Below are 19,475 nucleotides of genomic sequence, written 5' to 3' on the forward strand. Positions count from 1 at the left end.
ATGGGCCGCGGCTACGCGGAGACGAGGTAGGAGAAGACGGACTCGAGCGACTCGTCCGACGGCGAGACCGTCAGCAGCCTGATGGACTGCGCGTGCGCCACCTGCGGAAGCAGCGTCGTGAACCGCCCGAAGTCGGCGGCCTCGATGCGCAGCGCGCCCTCGCTCAGGTCCACCTCGATGCCGGTGGTGGACGCGTCCGCGATGAGCGCGGCGGCCAGCGCCCGGTCGTCGCTCGAGCGTACGAGGTAGCGGTGCGGCCGGTCCGTCATCAGGCGGCGGATGCGCCGGAAGTCGCCGCTCGCCGCGTGCCGGCCCGCGACGACCACCTCGATGTGCGAGGCGAGCTGCTCGACCTCTTCGAGGATGTGCGACGAGAACAGCACGGTGCGGCCCTGCTCGCCCATCCCGCGCAGCAGCTCCATCAGCTGCATGCGCTGGCGCGGGTCCATGCCGTTGAACGGCTCGTCGAGCAGCAGCACGGACGGGTTGTGGACGAGCGCGGACGCCATCTTGACGCGCTGCCGCATGCCCTTGCTGTACGTGGAGATCTTGCGGTCCTGCGCGTACTCCATCTCGACGGTGGCGAGCGCCGCGTGCGCCTCGCGCTCGCCGAGGCCGTGCAACTCGGCGTTCGCGACGACGAATTCGAGGCCGGTCAGGAAGTCGTACATGGCCTCGCGCTCGGGCACGATGCCGATCTGCCGGTACACGTCCTCGTTGCGCCAGATCGGCCGGCCGTCGAGCGTGACGGTCCCCGTGGACGGGGCGAGGAAGCCGCCCATCATGTTGATCAGGGTGGACTTGCCGGCGCCGTTGGGGCCGAGGAGCCCGGTGACGCCCGGGCCGATCGTCATCGTGACGTCGTTGACGGCGACGACGTTGCCGAACCAGCGTGAGGCGTGGTCGATCTCGATCGTGGTCACAGCCCGACCTCCCGGTAGCGGCGCATGAGGACTCCGTACGAACCGGCGATGAGTCCGAGGATGACGAGCAGGTAGACGGCGCCGACGCCCGCGCCGGGCCCCTCGCCGCCCGGGAAGGACGAGCTCGCGCCGAGGAACGCGGTCCCGAGACCGTCGATGAGGGTGATCGGCGAGAACAGGCCGAGCCACTCGACCGCGGTGGTGGTGGACTGGCTCCACGCGATCGCCTGGACGGTGGAGACCGCGCCGTAGGAGATGACGAGCGTCGCGATCACCGCGGCGACGCCGAACCCGCGGCGCGGGGTGAGCGCGGCCATCACCAGGCCGATGCCGCCGAAGAGCAGGGACAGCACGGCGACGGAGACGAGCCCCTGCCCGAACCCCTTGGTCTGTTCGGCGAAGTCCATCTTCGCCAGCAGCGCGCCGATGTAGAGGATGAGCACCGGCGCGGCGGTCAGCACGAACAGCGCCGTGGACATCGCGGCGTACTTGGCGAGCACGTAGTCGGTGCGCTCGATCGGGCGCGAGAAGTAGAGCGGGACGGTGCGGAAGCGCAGGTCGCGCGAGACGGACTGGGGCGCCTGCGCGGCGAGGAACAGCCCGATGACCGCCTGCAGCAGGATCGCGTAGCGCGTGTAGTCGACCGGCAGGTCCTTCGCCTTCGTCGTCACCGCGACGGCGACGATCAGCGCGGCGGGCAGGCACATCACCGCGAACAGGATCATCGGCAGGACCTTGGACTTGCCCGACCTGCCGAGGCCGTAGGCCCCGCGCAGCGACTGCGTGTACAGGGACCTGCGGGCGTACGCGCGCCCCAGGCGCGCGCCGTCGTACTTCCGGTACCCGATGTTGTGGATCCGGCTGTCGCCGCGCCCGGCCCCCGTACCGGCCTGGACGGGCACCGCGCTTTCGCTGCCTTTGATGCCGCTCGTGCCGCTCATGCGGGGACTCCTTCCTTCTGCTCCCGGAACACCTCGGCGATGTGGTGGCGCCGCTGCTCCATGCGTACGAGGCCGAGGCCGAGGCCCGCAACGGTGTCGCGGACGATGTCGTGCGTCTGCTCACCGGCCGCCTCGACGAGGAGGATGTGCCCGGCCCCCGGCAGCCCCGGCTCGCTCGCCGAAAGCAGCGTCACCCCCGCCGCGGCGAGCCCGTCCCGCACGGCGGCCGTGCCGTCGGGGTGCGTGTCGGAGTCGGTGACCTCGATGGCGAGCGTCGTGGTCATCTGCGTGAAGTCGCTGGTGGAACTGGAGCGCAGGAGCCGCCCGCCGTCGATGACGACGACGTGGTCGCAGGTGCGCTCCAACTCGCCCAGCAGGTGGGACGTGACCAGTACGGAGATGCCGAAGTCGGTGTGCACGCGGCGGATCAGCCCGAGCATCTCGTCGCGGCCGACCGGGTCGAGCCCGTTCGTCGGCTCGTCGAGGAGGACGAGCCGCGGGTCGTGCACGAGGGCCTGTGCGAGCTTGACGCGCTGCTTCATGCCCGTGGAGTAGCCCCCGATGGGGCGGTAGCGCTCCTCGTAGAGCCCGACGTGGCGCAGCGTGTCCGCGGTGCGCTCGCGCGCGGCGGCCGGCGGCAGCCCCGACATCCGCGCCATGTGGACGACGAACTCGGTGGCCGACACGTCGGGCGGCAGGCAGTCGTGCTCGGGCATGTACCCGACCCGCTCCCTGATCGCGGCGCCGCTGTCGGACACGTCGAGCCCGAGCACGGCGGCGCGGCCCTCGGTGGCGGGTGAGAGACCAAGAAGGATCTTGATCATCGTGGACTTGCCGGCCCCGTTGGAGCCGACGAGGCCGGTCACACCGGGCCCGATGTCCAAGGAGAGCCGGTCGAGCGCGGTCACCCGGGGGAACCGCTTGCTCAGACCTTCGGTCGCGATAACAGGAGTCACCCGACAGACGCTAGTGGGACGCGCGGCGCACTACGTCAGCCTTGCCGCCGGTCTCGGCATCAGCCTCGGGTCGTACGCGCCCCTAGGGACCGCGCCACGAGAAGGACGCGCGGCAGTTCGCGCGGGCCCTTGGGCCCCCGCGCCCGGATGGCGTGTGCCTCGGTGATCCCCGCCCCGGCGGACCGGCCCCCTGTGGGCCGAGGGGCGTGCCGCAACCGGCCACCACCCGGCGAACCGGCACCCCTGTGGGCCGGGGCTCGCAGCCCCGTGCCCGGGCACCTGCACCCGCACGGCCGGTGCGCCCGCATACATCCCGCCGGTCTCCGACCCGGCGACCCCCGCCGCAACCGGCCACCACCCGGCGGACCGGCACCCCCGTAGGCCGGGGCTCGCAGCCCCGTGCCCGGGCACCTGCACCAGCACGGCCCGCGTCTCGGCGGCCTTCGCCGTGGCGGGCTGCCGCTCCGCGGAGGCCGGAGGTCCGCGGGCGGCCGAGAGGGGGCCGTGACCGGCGGCCCCGGGATCGGCGTGCCAAGGGCGGGCCTCGCCCTTGACGCCCACGCCGCTCGCGCGTGAGGCTACCGGCGAGTAGCGCGACCTCTGGAGGCGACGCCACACCATGACAGCCACCCCCGCCACCCCCGCGGAACCGGTCGGCCGGCCGCCCCGGCCCGCTCGCCGCACCATCCCCTCGGGCTCCGTCACCCTCGACGCGGTGGAGTTCGGCTCGCCGGCGCCCGGCCGCCCGACCGTCCTGCTCGTGCACGGCTATCCGGACAGCAAGGAGGTCTGGCTGCCGGTGGCCGAGTGCCTCGCCGCCGACTTCCATGTGGCCGCCTACGACGTACGCGGCCACGGCCGCTCCACCGCGCCACGCCCCCTGCGCGGCGGCTTCACGCTCGGCCGCCTCACGGACGACTTCCTCGCCGTCGCCGAGGCGCTGAGCCCCGGCCGTCCCGTCCACCTGGTGGGGCACGACTGGGGCTCGGTGCAGGGGTGGGAGTTCGCCACGAGCGACCGCGCGAGCGACCGCGTCGCCTCGTTCACGTCCGTGTCGGGTCCTTCGCTCGACCACCTGGCGCTCTGGCTGCGCGCCCGCGCGGCGGAGCGCACGCCGCGGGCGCTCGGCCGGCTCCTCGGCCAGGGCGCCAGGTCGTGGTACGTCTACGCCCTCCACACGCCCAGGCTCCCCGAGCTGGCCTGGCGCGGCCCGCTCGGCAGGCGCTGGCCCGCGATGCTGCGGCGCGCCGGCGACCTGCCGGACGTCGGCGGCGACGCGTACCCGACCCGCTCCCTGCCCGAGGACGCGGCGCACGGCGCCTGGCTCTACCGCGACAACGTCCGGGCCCGCATGCGGGCCCCGCGCCGCGACGCCGTCGCACGGATGCCGGTGCAGCTCGTCGTCCCGACGGGCGACCCGTTCCTCTCGGAGCGGCTGTACGACGACCTCGACCGCTGGGCCCCCGACCTGACGCGCCACACGATCGCGGCCGGGCACTGGCTGCCACGCTCACGCCCTGATCAGCTCGCCTCGCTGATCGGAGACTTCGTCAGGAAGCAGGAGAAGAAGACTCACTGACGATCCGGCACGCAATGGCCCCTTCCAACACGCCCATCCCCGACCTCACTTATCCACAGCAGGCCCAACAAGCCTGTGGATAACTCACGTTGCCTGTGGATCAAACATCGATCCCGTGAACGGCTGAAACCAACCGGTCGGCCTCAAGCCACCTGCCTGACCGGGGTCACCACCGCGAACAGCGCCCGCTGCGGGTCCTCGACGACGGCCATCCTGCCGACCTTCTCCAGGTCGAACGGGGGAACGCGCACGTTGCCGCCGGCGTGCACCACGGCGTCCACCGTGCTGTCCACGTCGTCCACCGCGAAGTACACCAGCCAGTGCGGCGGAATGCCCGGGTCCATGTTGGACATGTCCTGCACGCCGCCGATGGTGTGGCCACGGACCTGGAACGCCGTGAAGCCGGGCATGTCCCGCATCGGCGCGCACTCGAGGCTCAGCGCGCGGTAGAACTGCTCCGCCCCCGGGATCTCCGTGGTGATCAGCTGGTTCCAGACCAGCGCACCGTGCTCGTTGACGATGCCCGCACCGGGGAACTCGATGCCCTGCCACAGCCCGAACACCGCGCCCTGCGGGTCCGCGCCGACCATCATCCAGCCCAGCCGTCCCACCTGCATCGGCGGTACCAGCAGCGCGCCGCCCGCGTCGACGACCTGCCCCTCCGTGGAGCCGATGTCCCCGCTCGCGAAGTACGTGGTCCAGCTGGACGGCGGAGGCGGCTCGCCGTTCGCCGCCGGCCTGGACTGCATGATCCCCGCGACCGGCCTGCCCCGCTGGGTGCACAGCGCGTAGCCGCCGTACTCCTCGGGCCCCACCTCGCCCTGCCAGCCGAACAAGTCCCGGTAGAAGTCGAGCGCCGCCTGCTGGTCGGGCACCATCAGATCGACCCAGCAGGGCGTTCCGGGCGGGTACGGTTCGGTGACTTCGGGCATCTGTACGCCTCCAAGCGTGGATCCGCCCAGGCGCCGTCGGGCCGGGGCGCCGGCCTCCTCGCGCTCGGGCACGCGCGCGGTGCACGCGGTACGCGAGGTGCCGCTGTCACGTGTCGCCGTTCCAGAGTCCCCCGGCACCGCCACCCCCGCAACCAGTGTTCACCCGGCAGTGACGAACGCTTGCGTGCGCGCCTCCCGGGCGGGCTTTCTCACGGCGGGCCGCCGACGGTGGAGAGGCCGACTCCGCCCAGGACCGCCAGGTCGGTGCGGAGCGGCGGAGACGACAGCAGCGCGAGGACGTCTGCCGGATCGGGGCCGGGACCGGGGCCGGGACCGCCCGCGCGCGGCGGAGCGGCGAGGGCCGCCTTCGCGCTGTCCTCGTCCCGCCAGACCTCCGTGACGCGCACCGTGTCGGGATCGGCCGCGTCCTGGCCGATCAGGTAGATCTCGCAGCCGGGGAAGCCCCGCAGCGTCTCCGCGACCCTCAGCAGGACGGCGGCGAGTTCGCCGCCCCTGCCCGGTCGCGCGCTCATGGTCATCAGCCTGCCGATCATGTTCAGACCAGCGTGGTGATGCAGAACGGGTGCCCGGCGGGGTCCAGCAGGACCAGCCACCGGTCGGGCTGGGGCTGGGCGGAAGGCTCGACAGCGCCCAGGGCCAGCAGGCGATCACGCGCCGCCACCAGGTCGTCGACGCCCAGTTCCATGTGGGCCTGCTTCTCCTGGGAAGGGTCCGGCCAGGTGGGACGCCGATAGTCGGCCAGCCGGCTGAACCCCAGTCCTGCCGAGCCCTCCTTGCCGAGCAGGACGAAGTCGTCGCTGGAGTAGGCGACGGGCAGGCCGAGTGCATCGCCGTAGAAGCGGGCCAGTTCGGCGGGGTCCGGGCAGTCGAAAGTGACGGCCGCGTAGCGGATCGCGGGTGCGGATGTGTCTCCAGTGCTCATGTGCAAGACGCTATGACGGGACCAGGACAGTTCCGGTCCTGGTCGTGCGAGACACTTCGGCGCGTGATCAGCACATCCGCCCGCCTGCTGCGACTGGTCTCACTGCTGTCCGCGCGACCGTCGTGGACCTGCCGCGACCTGGCCGGCCAGATGGCCGTCACCGAGCGCACGGTGCGGCGGGACATCGCCAGGCTCCGCGAGCTGGGCTACGGAGTCGAGTCCGAACCCGGACCGTGGGGCGGTTATCGCCTGCGCGGCGGAGTACGGGTGCCGCCGTTGATCCTCGACGACGAAGAGGCACTCGCCGTGTCCGTCGCGCTGCGCGAGGCCGCACTCAGCGGCGTTCTCGGCGGCGACCAGGCCGCACTGTCCGCCCTGCTGAAGCTGCGTCAGGTCCTGCCGCGCGGGATCGCGGACCGGCTGGGCGAGATGGATGCCGCCTTCGTCCACACCACGAGGCTCGACGAGCCGCAGATCGCGCCCGGCACGCTGCTGGAACTGGCGGGCGCGTGCCGCCGGGGCGAGCGCTGCCGCCTGTCGTACCGCGACCGGGAGGGGAAGGCCACGGTCCGCGACATCGACCCGTACCGCCTGGTGCAGACGGGACGCCGCTGGTACTTCGTCGCGCGGGACGTGACGCGCGACGAGTGGCGCACCTTCCGCGCCGACAGGGTCGGCCGGATACAGCCGGCCGGACGCCCGGTGGAGCTCACCGACCCACCCGACCCTGCCGTGCTCGTTTCCCGCTCCATCGCGGCGGGCACCTACCCGCTCCATGTGACGATCCGCCTCCCACTGCCCCTGGAGCAGGCGCTCCGGCTGATTCCCCCGACAGTCGGCACCCACCGCCCGGAGGGTGGCGCCGCCACGATCGTCGACATCGGCGGCCCCGACGCGGACGGGCTCGCCAGGTACCTCCTCGGCCTGGCCACACCGCTGCGGGTGCTGTCTCCCGACGACGTGAGGGAGGCCCTGCTGCGCCGTACCCGGGAACTGTCCGAGGACAATGCGGACGACCAGGCCCCAGGCGGGGGTCAGCTCAGTTCCTGAAGGGCTCCTGCCGCGATCCGCTCGAAGACGTCCTGGTCGGCGGCGAAGTCCGAGTCCGGGATCGGCCAGTGGAGCACGATCTCCGTGAAGCCGATCTCCCGCTGCCGTCCCGCGAAGTCCACGAAGGCGCCGACCGAGTCGAGCATGGTGGAACGGTCCGGTGTGAACGCGGTGAGCAGGATCTTGTCCAGTTCGGCCACGTCCCGTCCGATCGCCTCGCACGCCGCGCCGAGCTTCGCGACCTGGCCGCGCAGCGCCTCGTCCGACTGCTGCGGCGTGCCCTCGTCGAACAGCCTCGGGTCGCCCGTCGTCACCCACGCCTGCCCGTGCCGGGCAGCCAGCCCAAGACCGCGCGGGCCGGTCGCGGCGACGGCGAACGGCAGCCGCGGCCGCTGCACGCAGCCGGGGATGTTCCGCGCCTCGACCGCCGAGTAGAAGTCCCCGCCCTGCGTCACGGCGCCCTCGGTCAGCAGCCGGTCGAGCAGCGGCACGAACTCGGCGAACCGGTCGGCCCGCTCCCTCGGCGTCCACGCCTCCTGCCCGAGGGCGGTCGCGTCGAAGCCGTTGCCGCCCGCGCCGATCCCGAGCGTGAACCGGCCGCCGGAGATGTCGTCGAGTGAGATCAGCTCCTTGGCGAGCGTCACGGGGTGCCGGAAGTTCGGCGATGTCACGAGCGTGCCCAGGCGAAGGCGCTCGGTCGCCGTGGCGGCGGCCGCGAGGGTGGGCAGGGCGCCGAACCAGGGGCCGTCGCGGAAGGTGCGCCAGGAGAGGTGGTCGTAGGTGTACGCCGTGTGGAAGCCGAGCTGCTCGGCCCGCTGCCACTTCGCCCGTCCCCCTTCGTGCCAGCGGTCGACGGGGAGGATCACGGTGCTCAGGCGCAGGCTCATGCCGCCGAGCCTACGTGCCGGAGGAACGGCCTACGTGCTGGAGGGAAGGCAGCCGGGCCCGAGGCGGTCGAGCGCGGCACGCACCCGGTCGAGCCCCTCCGCTCGCCGGCGGTCCCGCTCGGGCATCCGGTCGTCACGGCGCCAGCGCCATGCCGAGAACATCGCCCAGTTCAGCGCGCGGCACTTGAGGATCAGGTCGTGGTCGGCGCCCGCGTAGTGCCGCGCGACCTCCTCCGGCGCGTGGGCGAGGTCGAACTCGACAGGTCCGCGGCAGCAGGTGGCGAGGTCCACGAAGAGAGGGCCACGGCTCGTGTTGAGGAGGTTGCCCGGATGCGGCTCGCCGTGCAGCAGCTGGTCGCCCGACCTCTCGGCGCTGATCTGGGCGCTCAGTCCGCTGAGCGTTCCGCCGAGGAGTTCCCTGCCGGAGTCGGGGAGCTCGGGGGACCGCTCGGGGTCGGTCACCTCCGCGAGCGCGGCCGCGATGCGGTCGGTGAAGTGCGGTGCGTCAAGATCGGTCCGGCGCAGGGCGGCATGGTGCCGCTGGAGCGCGTCCGCGTAGTCGGCGGGCTCGACCTCTGATCCGGCGGGTTCGAAGTAGGTCCAGAGCGAGACGGCGAAACCGTCACGCACATGGACGCGCAGGCCTCCGCGGGGCTCAAGACCGGCCACCGGTGCGCCGGCTTCGGCGAGGCGGCGTGCGACCTCCACTTCGAAGGCGGAGCCCGCCAGGTCCTCCGAAGGCGCGACCCGCGCCAGGACATCGCACGGGGCCAGGCGCAGCGCGACGCGGTCCGAGTTGTGGATGACGACCACGTCGTCGACCTGCAGGCCCAGTCCCGCTGCCGTAGCCCGTCCTGCCTTTACCGCGCGGCGAAGCTGCCACAGCTCCACACCGCCCTCCCTCCGCGTCGGGTACACCCGGCGTACGTGCCCGGCACCCGGGCACGCGACTGTTCTGCTCCCCGCCCTGACGACCCCGCCCCCGGCGTGCCGATTCGTGTGTACGGGACAATAGCCGGGTGACCTCTCGACCCGTGCCTCCGACCGACGCGGCCGGCGACGACCCCGCAGGCCTCACGGCCGCGGGTGCGGCCGACTTGCCCGCCGACCTCGTGCTGCCCGCCAGGACGCGGCTGATCGCCACCGACCTGGACGGCACCCTGCTCACCGACGGCAAGGCGGTGTCGGAACGGACGATCGCCGCGCTCGCCGCCGCCGAGGCCGCCGGTATCGCCGTGTTCTTCGTCACCGGCAGGCCGCCGCGTTGGATGGACGTCGTCAGGGACCACGTGCACGGGCACGGCCTCGCCATCTGCGGCAACGGCGCCGTCGTGGTCGACCTGCGCGCGGGCGACCGGCCGGTGCGGGTGCGGCCGCTGCCGCGGGCCGTCGCGCTCGACGTCGTGCGGGAGCTGCGCGCCGCCGCGCCCGGCACGTCGTTCGCCGTCGAGCTGACCGACGGCATCACCTACGAGCCGGAGTACCCGCGCTTCCCCCTCGACCCCGGCACCCTCGTCGCCCCCGCCGAGAAGCTGCTCGACGGCGAGGACGGTGAGGACTGCGAGGATGGCGACGAGGGGGACTCGCCGGTCATCAAGCTGCTCGCGCACCACCGCGAGCTGACGCCCGACGGCTTCCTCACGCTGGCCCGCACGCTCGCGGGCGACCGTGCGTCCTTCACCCGGTCGAGCCCCTCCGCGCTCATCGAGGTCAGCGGCCTCGGCGTCAGCAAGGCGAGCACGCTCGCGCTGTGCTGCGCCGAGCGCGGCATATCCGCCGACGAGGTCGTCGCGTTCGGGGACATGCCGAACGACCTGGAGATGCTGACCTGGGCGGGCACCTCGTACGCCATGGGCAACGCCCACCCGGACGTCATCGCCGCCGCGAGCGCCAGGACGGCCAGCAACGAGGAGGACGGCGTCGCCGTCGTCATCGAGAGGATCGTCGCCGCGCGGAGCGCGGACCGCGGCTGAGCGCTACGACGACGTCTCGGGGGCGCGGGGCGCCTGCCACACGACCGTCGTCCCGGCGCCGCCAGGGCCGAGGCCGCCCGCCACGCTGCTGGAACCGCCCAGCGCCTCCGCCCGCCGGCTGAGGTTGCGCAGGCCGCTGCGCCTGCCGCCCTCCGGCACGCCCACCCCGTCGTCCGCGACGGTCAGCCGCACCGCGTCCGTCCCGTCGTCGAGCGCGGCCGCCGCGTCCACGACCACCTCGATGCGGTTGGCGTGCGCGTGCCGGAACGCGTTGGACAGTGCCTCGCGGAGCGCCGCGATCAGGTTCTTGCCCGTCATCTCCCCCACGGCCGTGTCGAGCGGGCCGACGAACCGGTAGGCCGGCACGAAGCCCAGTGGGACCGCCGCCATCTTGATCTCGCGCAGCACGCGCGTCCGCAGCCCTGAGGGCTCCTCGTCCGGCGTCTGCTGGAGCGCGAAGATCGCCGTCCTGATCTCCTGGATCGTCACGTCGAGTTCGTCGATCGCCCTGCCCATGCCGGTGCGCACCTCGGCCGCCGTGTCGCGCGTGCGGCCGCTCTCCAGCATCATCCCGGTCGCGAACAGCCGCTGGATCACGACGTCGTGGAGGTCGCGGGCGATACGGTCGCGATCCTCGAGGACGGCGAGCCGCTCGCGGTCGCGCTGGGCCTGAGCCATCATCAGCGCCAGCGCCGCCTGCGAGGCGAACTGCCCGGCGAGGATCCGCTCCGTCTCGCTGAACCGCCTCGCGCCGCGCCCCCTTGGCGTGGCGAGCGCGCCGAGCACCCGGCCGCCGCTCTCCAGCGGCAGCAGCATCAAAGGCCCGTAAGAGTCCGCGAAGCCGGAGGAGCGCGCCTCGCTCGCGGCGTCGTCCATGAAGACGGACTCGCCCTCCAGCAGAGCGGTCACGACGGGGCTCGCGGGCAGTACGGCGCCGAGCCGCGTGCTCGGAGTGTCGGAGCACACGGCGACGATCTCCAGGCCGCCGTCCCCCGTGGGCAGCAGGACGACGCCCGCGTCGGCGTCCGCGAGGCGCCTGGCCTGCTCGGCGACCACCGCCAGGGGGTCGGCCGTGTCGCCGCCCGACAGCAGCGCCGTGGTGACGGCCACCGACCCGTCGATCCACCGCTCGCGCTGCCTGGCCGCCTCGTAGAGGCGTGCGTTGCCGATCGCTATCCCGGCGGCCGTGGCGAGGACGCGCATCATGTGCAGGTCCTGGCCGGTGAACTCCTCGCCGCCGTGCTTGTCCGCGAGGTAGAGGTGGCCGAAGATCCGGCCCTGGACGCGGATCGGCACACCGATCCGCTCGATCAGCTCCCCGGCCCTGCCGTACGTGACGAACTCGGCGTAGCCGTCCCCCGTCTCGTCCACGACGCCGATCGCCGTGTACCGCGCGCCCGACAGCTCCGCCGCGGTCTCGCAGATGCGGTCGAGGGTCGAGCGCAGTTCGAGATCGGTGCCGATGGACCGCATGGCTTCGAGCAGCCGCGGCACCCCGGCGCTGAATTCGGCGGGTGGTTCTGCGGGGAGCTCGGGCTGCATGAAACGAGACTAATAAGGACGAATGGGGAGAGAAAGTCGACCATCGTCCCCGGCGGCCAGGGGCCGGCGACCGGGCGACGTTCTACGCGCGCCCCGCGGCCACCATGTCCCCCGCGCGTTCCCGCTCGGCCATCCGCCGCAGCGGCCCGTCGACGGCGGCGAGCTGAGCGTACGGGCCGCGCTGCACGGCCCGGCCCTCCTCAAGCACGACGACCTCGTCCACGGCGTCGAGGCCGTGCAGCCGGTGGGTGATCAGCAGCGTCGTACGACCCCGCGTCGCCGCCAGCAGGTCGGCGGTCAGGGCGTCCCCGGTCGCGATGTCGAGGTGTTCCGCGGGCTCGTCGAGGACGAGGACGGGGAAGTCCGCGAGCAGCGCGCGTGCCAGCACGAGCCGCTGCCGCTGCCCGCCCGACAACTGGGTGCCGTGCTCGCCGACGAGGGTGTCGAGGCCGTGCGGCAGGCCTTCGACCCAGTCGAGCAGCCGTGCCGCCCGCAGTGCGTCCCGCAGTTGTTCCTCCGTCGCGTCCGTGCGGGCGAGGCGCAGGTTCTCGCGCACGGAGCTGTCGAAGACGTGGGCGTCCTGCGCGCACAGCCCGACGAGGCGGCGCACCTGGTCGCCGCCGAGCGCGGCCGCGGCCGTGCCGCCGAGGCTCCACGTGCCGTCGCGCGTGTCGAGGAAGCGGAGCAGCACCTGTGCGAGCGTCGTCTTGCCCGACCCCGAGGGGCCGACGACGGCGACGCGCCTGCCTGCGGTGAGCGTCAGGTCGAAGTCCGTCAACGCGTCGCGCTCGGCGTCCGGGTAGCGCGCGCTCACGCCGTTCAGCGTGAGCGGGAACGGTGACGCCGGCGGCTGCGCGGGCCGCTCGGGCTCCGCGACGGGCACGGGCGCGTCGAGCACCTCGTACACGCGCTCGGCGCTGCGCCGCGCACGCTGCCGTGCCTGCACGGCGAGCGGCAGCCCCGCGACGGCCTCGAAGGCGGCGAGCGGGGTGAGGACGACGACGGCCAGCTCGACGCCGGACAGCCGGCCCTCGCGCACCGCGCTCACGCCGGCGACGGCCGCCGCCGCCACGGTGAGGCCGCGGACGAGCGCGGAGAGCCCGGCCCCGAGCGCGGTCGCCGCGGCACCGCGCGCCACGAGGGACGTCAGCTCCGCGTCGGCCGCGCGGGCCTCGCGCAGCGCCCGGGGCAGCGCCCCGGCGACCGTGATCTCGGCGACGCCGCGCAGGAGTTCCGCGACGCGGACGGCGAGCGCGCCTCGCGCGGGCGCGAGCCGCGGTTCGGCGTGGCGGGCGAGCGCACCGCTGAGGCCCGGGACTCCGGCGCCCGCGATGAGCAGGCCGCAGGCGAGCACGGCGCCCGCCGCCGGCAGCAGCCACGCGGTGAACGCGACGGTCGCGGCGGACACCAGCACCGCGGTGGACGCGGGCAGCAGCCAGCGCAGCCAGTAGTCCTGGAGCTGGTCGACGTCCGCGACGAGCCGGCTCAGCAGGTCGCCGCGCCGAGTCGTGCGCAGCCCGGCGGGCGCGATGCGTTCGAGCCGCCGGTACACGCCGACGCGGACGCCCGCGAGCAGCCGCAGCACGGCGTCGTGCGACACGAGACGCTCGGCGTAGCGGAAGACCGAGCGGCCGATGCCGAAGGTGCGCGTCGCGGTGATCGCGACCATCAGGTAGAGGACGGGCGGGTGTTGCGAGGCGCGCGAGATGAGCCAGCCGGAGACCGCCATCAGGCCGATCGCGGAGCCCACGGCGAGGCTGCCGAGCACCAGCGCGAGCAGCAGCCTGCCGCGCAGCGGCCCTGCGGCCGCGCGCACTCGCGCGAGAGGGTGCGCGCCCGCGCCTTCGGCGGGGAACGCCTCCTGTCCGGCATGCGTGAGGTCGCCGGGGCCGGCGGCTTCGGGGCGGCCGCCGGGCGCGGGGCGTACGGGACGTACGGCGCGTTTCGCGTCCGTGTCCGCGACCACTTCCACGTCCACGGGGTCCGCCTCGCCGGAAGTGCCGGACGCGCCCGGCTGCGACAGCGTCACCACGCGGTCGGCCGCCGCGAGCAGCGCGGGCCTGTGGGCGACGAGCAGCACCGTGCGGCCGGCCGCGAGGCGCCGCACGGCGTCCACGATGCCGGCCTCCGTCTCGCCGTCGAGCGCCGCCGTCGGCTCGTCGAGCAGCAGCAGCGGGCGGTCCGCGAGGAACGCCCTGGCCAGCGCGAGGCGCCGGCGCTGGCCAGCGGACAGCCCGGCGCCGTCCTCGCCGAGACGGGTCTCGGCGCCGCGGGGGAGCGCCGCGACGAAGTCGTACGCCCCCGCCTCACGCAGCGCCGCCCACACCGCCGCGTCGTCCGCGTCGGGCCTGGCAAGACGCACGTTCTCGGCGATGGTCCCCGCGAAGACGTAGGGCACCTGCGGGACCCAGGCGATCCGCTCGCGCCACCGCTCCAGATCGACGGACGCCAGATCGGCGCCGCCGAGGCGAACGTCGCCCTCGGACGGCCGCACGAACCCGAGCACGACGTCGAGCAGCGTGGACTTCCCCGCGCCGCTCGGCCCCGTGAGCGCCACCGTCTCCCCCGGCTCGACGGTCAGGTCCGCCGCGTCCAGTGACGGCGTGGCCCGGCCCTCGTGACGTACGGTCACGTCCGTCAGCTCAAGGCGTACGGACCGCGGCACCCGCGAGCCGCCCGGGGCGGGCGCGTCGCACTCGAGCACCTCGAAGATCTCCTCGGCGGCCGCGAGCCCCTCGGCCGCCGCGTGGTACTGCGTGCCCACCTGCCGGATCGGCAGGTACGCCTCCGGCGCGAGTACGAGCACCAGCAGGCCCGTGTACAGGTCCAGGTCGCCGTGGACGAGGCGCAGCCCGATCCCGACCGCCACCAGGGCCACGGACAGGGTGGACAGCAGTTCCAGCGCGAAGGACGAGAGGAACGCGATGCGCAGCGTCCGTACCGTCGCTTGCCGGTACTCCGAGGTGATCCTGCGGATCGACTCGGCCTGCGCCGCGGCCCGGCCGAAGACCTTGAGCGTCGGCAACCCGGCGACCACGTCGAGGAAGTGTCCTGACAGCCGGGACAGCAGCCGCCACTGGCGATCGGTCCTCGCCTGGGTGACCCAGCCGATGAGCGCCATGAACAGCGGGATGAGCGGCAGGGTTGCCACGATGATCGCCGCCGAGATCCAGTCGTCGGTGACGATGCGGGCGAGCACGGCCACCGGCACGACGACCGCCAGGCCGAGCTGGGGCAGGTAGCGCGCGAAGTAGTCGTCCAGCGCGTCCACTCCGCGGGTGGCGAGGGTGACGAGCGACCCCGTGCGCCGGGCGCTCAGCCATCCGGGACCGAGCTCGGCCGCCCGCGCGAGGAGCCTGCCGCGCAGTTCGGACTTGACGGCGGCGCTGGTGCGGTGCGCGGCCAGTTCCGTCAGCCAGGCCACCAGCGCCCTGCCGAGCGCCACCGCCGCGAGCAGCAGCAGCGGCGTGCGCAGGGCGCCGAGCCCCTCGCCGTGGTGGAACGCGCCGACCACGACGTCCGCGATCAGCATCGCCTGGGCGATGACGAGGCCGGCCCCCAGCAGGCCGAGCGCCACCGTGGCGATCAGGAAGAAGCGGGTCGCCCGCGCGTAGCGGAGCAGCCGGGGATCGATTGGTTTCACGTGAAACACCCGCTCCCGGTCAGTGCGCGTCGGCCGCGCGAACGGTCGAGCCGCCGGCGATGTGCTGGGTCCCGATGCGCTTGCGGAAGACCCAGTAGGTCCAGCCCTGGTAGAGCAGCACCAGCGGTGTCGCGAACCCGGCACACCAGGTCATGATCTTCAGCGTGTAGGGGGACGAGGAGGCGTTGGCGACGGTCAGGCTCCACCGGGGGTCGAGCGAGGACGGCATGACGTCGGGGAACAGCGTGAAGAAGTACGTCGCGACGAGACCCACGATCGCCAGCCCCGACAGGGCGAACGACCACCCCTCGCGCCCGCGCCCGTTGGCCCCCACCGCGAGAACGAGCGCGGTGAGCGCACCGGCCGCGGCGAACAGCGACTCCGCGTCGCCGCTGTCGACCTGGGTCCAGGCGAGGAAGCCCGCCACCACGGCGACGGTCACCGCCCCGAGCGCCCCGGCCAGCCGCCTGGCCCGTACCCGTATGTCACCGACCGTCTTCAGCGCCGCGAACACCGCCCCGTGGAAGGTGAACAGGAGCAGCGTCACCGCGCCGCCGAGCAGGGAGTACTGGTTGACGACGTCTCCCAGGCCGCCCACGTAGTCGCCGTGCGCGTCGATCGCCACGCCGTGCACGAGGTCGGCGAACAGGACGCCCCACACGACGGCCGGCAGCAGCGACGTCCAGAAGATCGCGTGCTCCCAGTTGCGCTGCCAGCGCTCCTCGGGCCGCTTGGCCCGGAACTCGAACGCGACGCCGCGCACGATCAGGCAGACAAGGATCAGCAGCAGCGGCAGGTAGAAGCCGGAGAACAGGCTGGCGTACCAGTCGGGGAACGCCGCGAAGGTCGCGCCCGCCGCGCTGATCAGCCAGACCTCGTTGCCGTCCCAGACAGGACCGATGGTGTTGATCAGGACGCGCCGTTCGGTGCGGTCGCGTGCCAGCACCTTCGTCAGGACCCCGATGCCGAAGTCGAACCCTTCGAGGAAGAAGTAACCGGTCCACAGGACCGCTATCAGCACGAACCAGATGTCGTGGAGCTGCATGGCTGGTCGGCTCCTCAGTACGAGAAGGCCATCGGCCGGTCGGCGTCCGCCTCTTCGCGGTCGCCCCCGATCCGGGTGGGCGGGTGGAGATCGGATTCGGTGAGCTCGGGCGGCCCCGCCTTGACGTACTTCACCATCAGCCTGAACTCGACGACCGCGAGGATCGCGTACAGCAGGGTGAAGACGATCAGGGACGTGAGGACCTCACCCTGCGACACACCGGGGGAGACCGCGTCGGAGGTGCGGAGCACGCCGTACACGACCCAGGGCTGCCGGCCGTTCTCGGTGAAGATCCAGCCCCAGGACATGGCGATCATGGGGAACGTCATGGTCCACGCGGCGGCGATCCAGTACCACCGGGCGAGCTTGGGGTGGAGCACCTTGTTGCGGAAGAGGACCAGATGGGGCACCTCGTCGGGCCCCGTCCGCAGCCGGGCGGGCAGCATGAACTTCTTGCGGGTCAGCCAGAGGCCGAGCATGCCGAGGGCGAAGGACGCCATGCCGAACCCGATCATCCAGCGGAATCCCCAGTAGGCGACCGGGATGTTGGGCCGGTAGTCGCCGGGCCCGAACTGGTGCTGCTCGGCCTTGTTGACGTCGTTGATGCCGGGGACGTGCGACGAGAAGTCGTCGTGGGCGAGGAACGAGAGCAGCCCGGGGATCTCGAGCTCGACGGTGTTGTGGCCCTTGGCGACGTCCCCGTAGGCGAAGATCGAGAAGGGCGCGGGCGACGCGCCGTCCCAGAGCGCCTCGGCCGAGGCCATCTTCATGGGCTGCTGCTTGAACATGACCTTGCCGAGCTGGTCGCCGCTCACGGCGGTGAGCAGGCCGGCGATCACCACGGTGATCAGGCCGAGCCGCAGTGAGGTGCGCATCACCGGGATGTGCTTCTTGCGCGCCAGGTGGAAGGCCGCGACGCCCACCACGAACGCGCCGCCGACCAGGAACGAGGCCGTGATCGTGTGCGCGAACTGCGTGATGGCCGTGTTCTGGGTCAGCACCGAGAGGAAGTCGTCGAGTTCGGCGCGGCCCGTCTTCTTGTCGATGTGGTACCCGGTCGGGTGCTGCATCCAGGAGTTCGCCGCGAGGATGAAGTACGCGGACAGGATCGTGCCGAGGGAGACCATCCATATGCAGGCCAGGTGGATCTTCTTCGGCAGCTTGTCCCAGCCGAATATCCACAGGCCCACGAAGGTGGACTCGAAGAAGAACGCGATCAGCGCCTCGAAGGCGAGCGGGGCACCGAAGACGTCACCGACGAACCGCGAGTAGTCCGACCAGTTCATGCCGAACTGGAACTCCTGCACGATGCCGGTGACCACGCCCATCGCGATGTTGATCAGGAACAGCTTTCCCCAGAACTTCGTGGCCGTGAGGTACTTCGGGTTCTCGGTACGGACCCAGGCGGTCTCCAGGCCGGCCGTGATGGCGGCGAGGGAGATCGTGAGCGGCACGAAGAGGAAGTGGTAGACGGTGGTGATGCCGAACTGCCATCGCGCCAGGGTGTCGGGCGCCAGAGCGAGGTCCACGTCGTCTCTCCTTACTTCGCCGTGGTCACGCGGCCCGCACCGGCCCATGGGTGGTCATACCCCCATGAACCAGGCGAGCTTGTGAATGCGTTCACATTCACAAGACAAGTATTGCTCACCCATTTGCCGCACAATCACGCGGGGGTACGTCGCCTACGTCACATATGAGCCGTCTCATACGGACCTCGCCCGCCGCACACGAAAAGCACCGTTGAACACGGCGAACATAGCGCCCATACAGGGATGAATCGGCGCGACGGGGGCAACGAGAAGCCGCCCCGGCACACGTCACCGGGGCGGCGGAAACCGCTCCGCCCGGCCGGGTCCCCGCCGGCCGGGCGCGTCGCATCTCACATCCGCGGGCGCGTCACACCTTCGACCGGTGCCCGCCCGCGACTCCCTCACATCCCCGCTCGGAACGCCTCCGCGGCCGCCAGGAACAGGTCGTTGGCCTCGTTCTCACCGATGGTCACGCGCACGCCCTCACCGGCGAACGGCCGCACCACCACGCCCGCGCGCTCGCAGGCCTCGGCGAACTCCGCCGTCCGGTCGCCGAGCCGCAGCCATACGAAGTTGGCGTGCGTCTCCGGGACCGTCCAGCCCTGCTCACGCAGCCGCCCCAGCACCCGGTCGCGCTCCTTGACCAGCGCGTCGACCCGGACAAGCAGCTCCTTCTCCGAGCGCAGCGACGCCACGGCGGCGTCCTGCGCGATCTGGCTGACGCCGAACGGGACGGCCGTCTTGCGCAGCGCCTCGGCCACCGGCTCGTGCGCGACCGCGAAGCCGACCCGCAGCCCCGCGAGCCCGTAGGCCTTGGAGAAGGTGCGCAGCACGGCCACGTTGGGCCGGTCCCGGTAGATCTCGATCCCGTCGGGCACCTCGGGGTCGCGGTTGAACTCGCGGTACGCCTCGTCCAGCACGACCAGCACGTCGCCCGGGACCTTGTCGAGGAACCGCTCCAGCTCCGCCCTGCGGGCCACGGTGCCGGTCGGGTTGTTGGGGTTGCAGACGAAGATCAGCCTCGTCCGCTCGGTGACGGCGTCGGCCATCGCGTCCAGGTCGTGGAACTCGCCCGGCGTCAACGGCACCCGGACGGAGGCCGCACCGGAGATCTGCACGATGATCGGGTACGCCTCGAAGGAGCGCCAGGCGTACACGACCTCGTCCCCAGGACCCGACGTGGCCTGGAGCAGCTGCTGCGCCACCCCGACAGAGCCTGTGCCGGTCGCCACGTGCGACGTGGGCACGCCGAAGCGCTCGGCGAGCTCGGCCGTCAGCGCCGTGCAGGCCAGGTCCGGGTAGCGCTGGAAGTGCTGCGCGGCGGCGGTCGCCTGCTCCATCACGCCCGGCAGCGGCGGGTACGGGTTCTCGTTGGACGACAGCTTGTACGTGGTGGCGCCGCCCGCCGGCGCGGGCCTGCCCGGCTTGTAGGTGGGGATGCCGTCCAACTGCGCGCGCAGCCTGGGGCCCGTCTCGCTCACGACTCGCTCCTCCTCGCCGTCCGTGGCACCGTCCTGGCGGTTCGGCAGGAC

General features: G+C 72.6%; 15 protein-coding genes and 1 pseudogene. 3 read left to right on the plus strand and 13 right to left on the minus strand.

Annotation, left to right across the window (positions count from 1 at the left end):
• Positions 1-11: 11 nt before the first annotated feature.
• The 3 genes from IH48_RS0118380 to IH48_RS0118390 are packed head-to-tail and all read right to left on the minus strand — an operon-like array spanning position 12 to position 2,820.
• Complete coding sequence (locus tag IH48_RS0118380; RefSeq protein WP_030905260.1) at positions 12-923, minus strand: ABC transporter ATP-binding protein; 912 nt, start codon at positions 921-923, stop codon at positions 12-14.
• Positions 920-1,864: an ABC transporter permease gene (locus IH48_RS0118385; protein WP_234434310.1), complete on the minus strand. Its 945-nt coding sequence runs from the start codon at positions 1,862-1,864 to the stop codon at positions 920-922. The genes IH48_RS0118380 and IH48_RS0118385 overlap by 4 nt, the downstream gene beginning before the upstream one ends.
• A complete protein-coding gene (locus IH48_RS0118390) occupies positions 1,861-2,820 on the minus strand; it encodes an ABC transporter ATP-binding protein (protein WP_078849837.1) in 960 nt (319 codons plus the stop codon). The genes IH48_RS0118385 and IH48_RS0118390 overlap by 4 nt, the downstream gene beginning before the upstream one ends.
• A 619-nt stretch (positions 2,821-3,439) precedes the next feature.
• Here IH48_RS0118390 and IH48_RS0118395 point away from each other — a divergent pair.
• A pseudogene (locus IH48_RS0118395) lies at positions 3,440-4,384 on the plus strand (alpha/beta fold hydrolase); the annotation flags it as partial.
• Between the two features lie 158 nt (positions 4,385-4,542).
• Here the strand turns inward: IH48_RS0118395 and IH48_RS0118400 are convergent.
• The 3 genes from IH48_RS0118400 to IH48_RS0118410 all read right to left on the minus strand — a co-directional run bounded on the left by IH48_RS0118400 (position 4,543) and on the right by IH48_RS0118410 (position 6,274).
• A complete protein-coding gene (locus tag IH48_RS0118400; protein WP_030905271.1) occupies positions 4,543-5,331 on the minus strand; it encodes a VOC family protein in 789 nt (262 codons plus the stop codon).
• 209 nt (positions 5,332-5,540) lie between these two features.
• A complete protein-coding gene (locus IH48_RS0118405) occupies positions 5,541-5,885 on the minus strand; it encodes a putative quinol monooxygenase (protein ID WP_030905274.1) in 345 nt (114 codons plus the stop codon).
• 2 nt (positions 5,886-5,887) lie between these two features.
• Positions 5,888-6,274, minus strand: coding sequence for a VOC family protein (locus tag IH48_RS0118410; protein ID WP_030905277.1), 387 nt, complete (start codon positions 6,272-6,274; stop codon positions 5,888-5,890).
• Between the two features lie 63 nt (positions 6,275-6,337).
• Here IH48_RS0118410 and IH48_RS0118415 point away from each other — a divergent pair, with 63 nt between their 5' ends.
• Positions 6,338-7,324: a helix-turn-helix transcriptional regulator gene (locus IH48_RS0118415; protein ID WP_030905280.1), complete on the plus strand. Its 987-nt coding sequence runs from the start codon at positions 6,338-6,340 to the stop codon at positions 7,322-7,324.
• On the opposite strand, the gene IH48_RS0118420 is transcribed toward IH48_RS0118415, so the two are convergent.
• Positions 7,309-8,211, minus strand: a complete 903-nt coding sequence (locus IH48_RS0118420; RefSeq protein ID WP_030905284.1) for an LLM class flavin-dependent oxidoreductase — start codon at positions 8,209-8,211, stop codon at positions 7,309-7,311. The genes IH48_RS0118415 and IH48_RS0118420 overlap by 16 nt on opposite strands.
• Positions 8,212-8,241: 30 nt before the next feature.
• The gene (locus IH48_RS0118425; RefSeq protein WP_030905286.1) at positions 8,242-9,102 is read right to left on the minus strand and encodes a phosphotransferase; all 861 of its coding nucleotides are present in this window, start codon (positions 9,100-9,102) and stop codon (positions 8,242-8,244) included.
• A gap of 206 nt (positions 9,103-9,308) precedes the next feature.
• On the opposite strand from IH48_RS0118425, the gene IH48_RS0118430 reads away from it, so the two are divergent.
• Positions 9,309-10,184, plus strand: coding sequence for a Cof-type HAD-IIB family hydrolase (locus tag IH48_RS0118430; RefSeq protein ID WP_030905288.1), 876 nt, complete (start codon positions 9,309-9,311; stop codon positions 10,182-10,184).
• Between the two features lie 3 nt (positions 10,185-10,187).
• Here the strand turns inward: IH48_RS0118430 and IH48_RS0118435 are convergent, their stop codons facing one another.
• From IH48_RS0118435 to hisC, 5 genes are all read right to left on the minus strand, one after another.
• Entirely contained in the window at positions 10,188-11,726 is a 1,539-nt protein-coding gene (locus IH48_RS0118435; protein ID WP_030905290.1) for a GAF domain-containing protein, read from the minus strand.
• Positions 11,727-11,808: 82 nt separating this feature from the next.
• Positions 11,809-15,369: a thiol reductant ABC exporter subunit CydD gene (cydD, locus tag IH48_RS0118440; RefSeq protein WP_030905291.1), complete on the minus strand. Its 3,561-nt coding sequence runs from the start codon at positions 15,367-15,369 to the stop codon at positions 11,809-11,811.
• Between the two features lie 19 nt (positions 15,370-15,388).
• Entirely contained in the window at positions 15,389-16,414 is a 1,026-nt protein-coding gene (gene cydB / locus IH48_RS0118445) for a cytochrome d ubiquinol oxidase subunit II (RefSeq protein WP_051840095.1), read from the minus strand.
• Positions 16,415-16,428: 14 nt separating this feature from the next.
• Positions 16,429-17,943, minus strand: coding sequence for a cytochrome ubiquinol oxidase subunit I (locus IH48_RS0118450; RefSeq protein ID WP_030905295.1), 1,515 nt, complete (start codon positions 17,941-17,943; stop codon positions 16,429-16,431).
• 401 nt (positions 17,944-18,344) lie between these two features.
• A complete protein-coding gene (gene hisC, locus IH48_RS0118455) occupies positions 18,345-19,424 on the minus strand; it encodes a histidinol-phosphate transaminase (protein WP_030905297.1) in 1,080 nt (359 codons plus the stop codon).
• Positions 19,425-19,475: the final 51 nt, after the last annotated feature.

This window comes from Streptomyces sp. NRRL F-5126, assembly GCF_000721265.1.
Classification (GTDB): Bacteria; Actinomycetota; Actinomycetes; order Streptomycetales; family Streptomycetaceae; genus Streptomyces.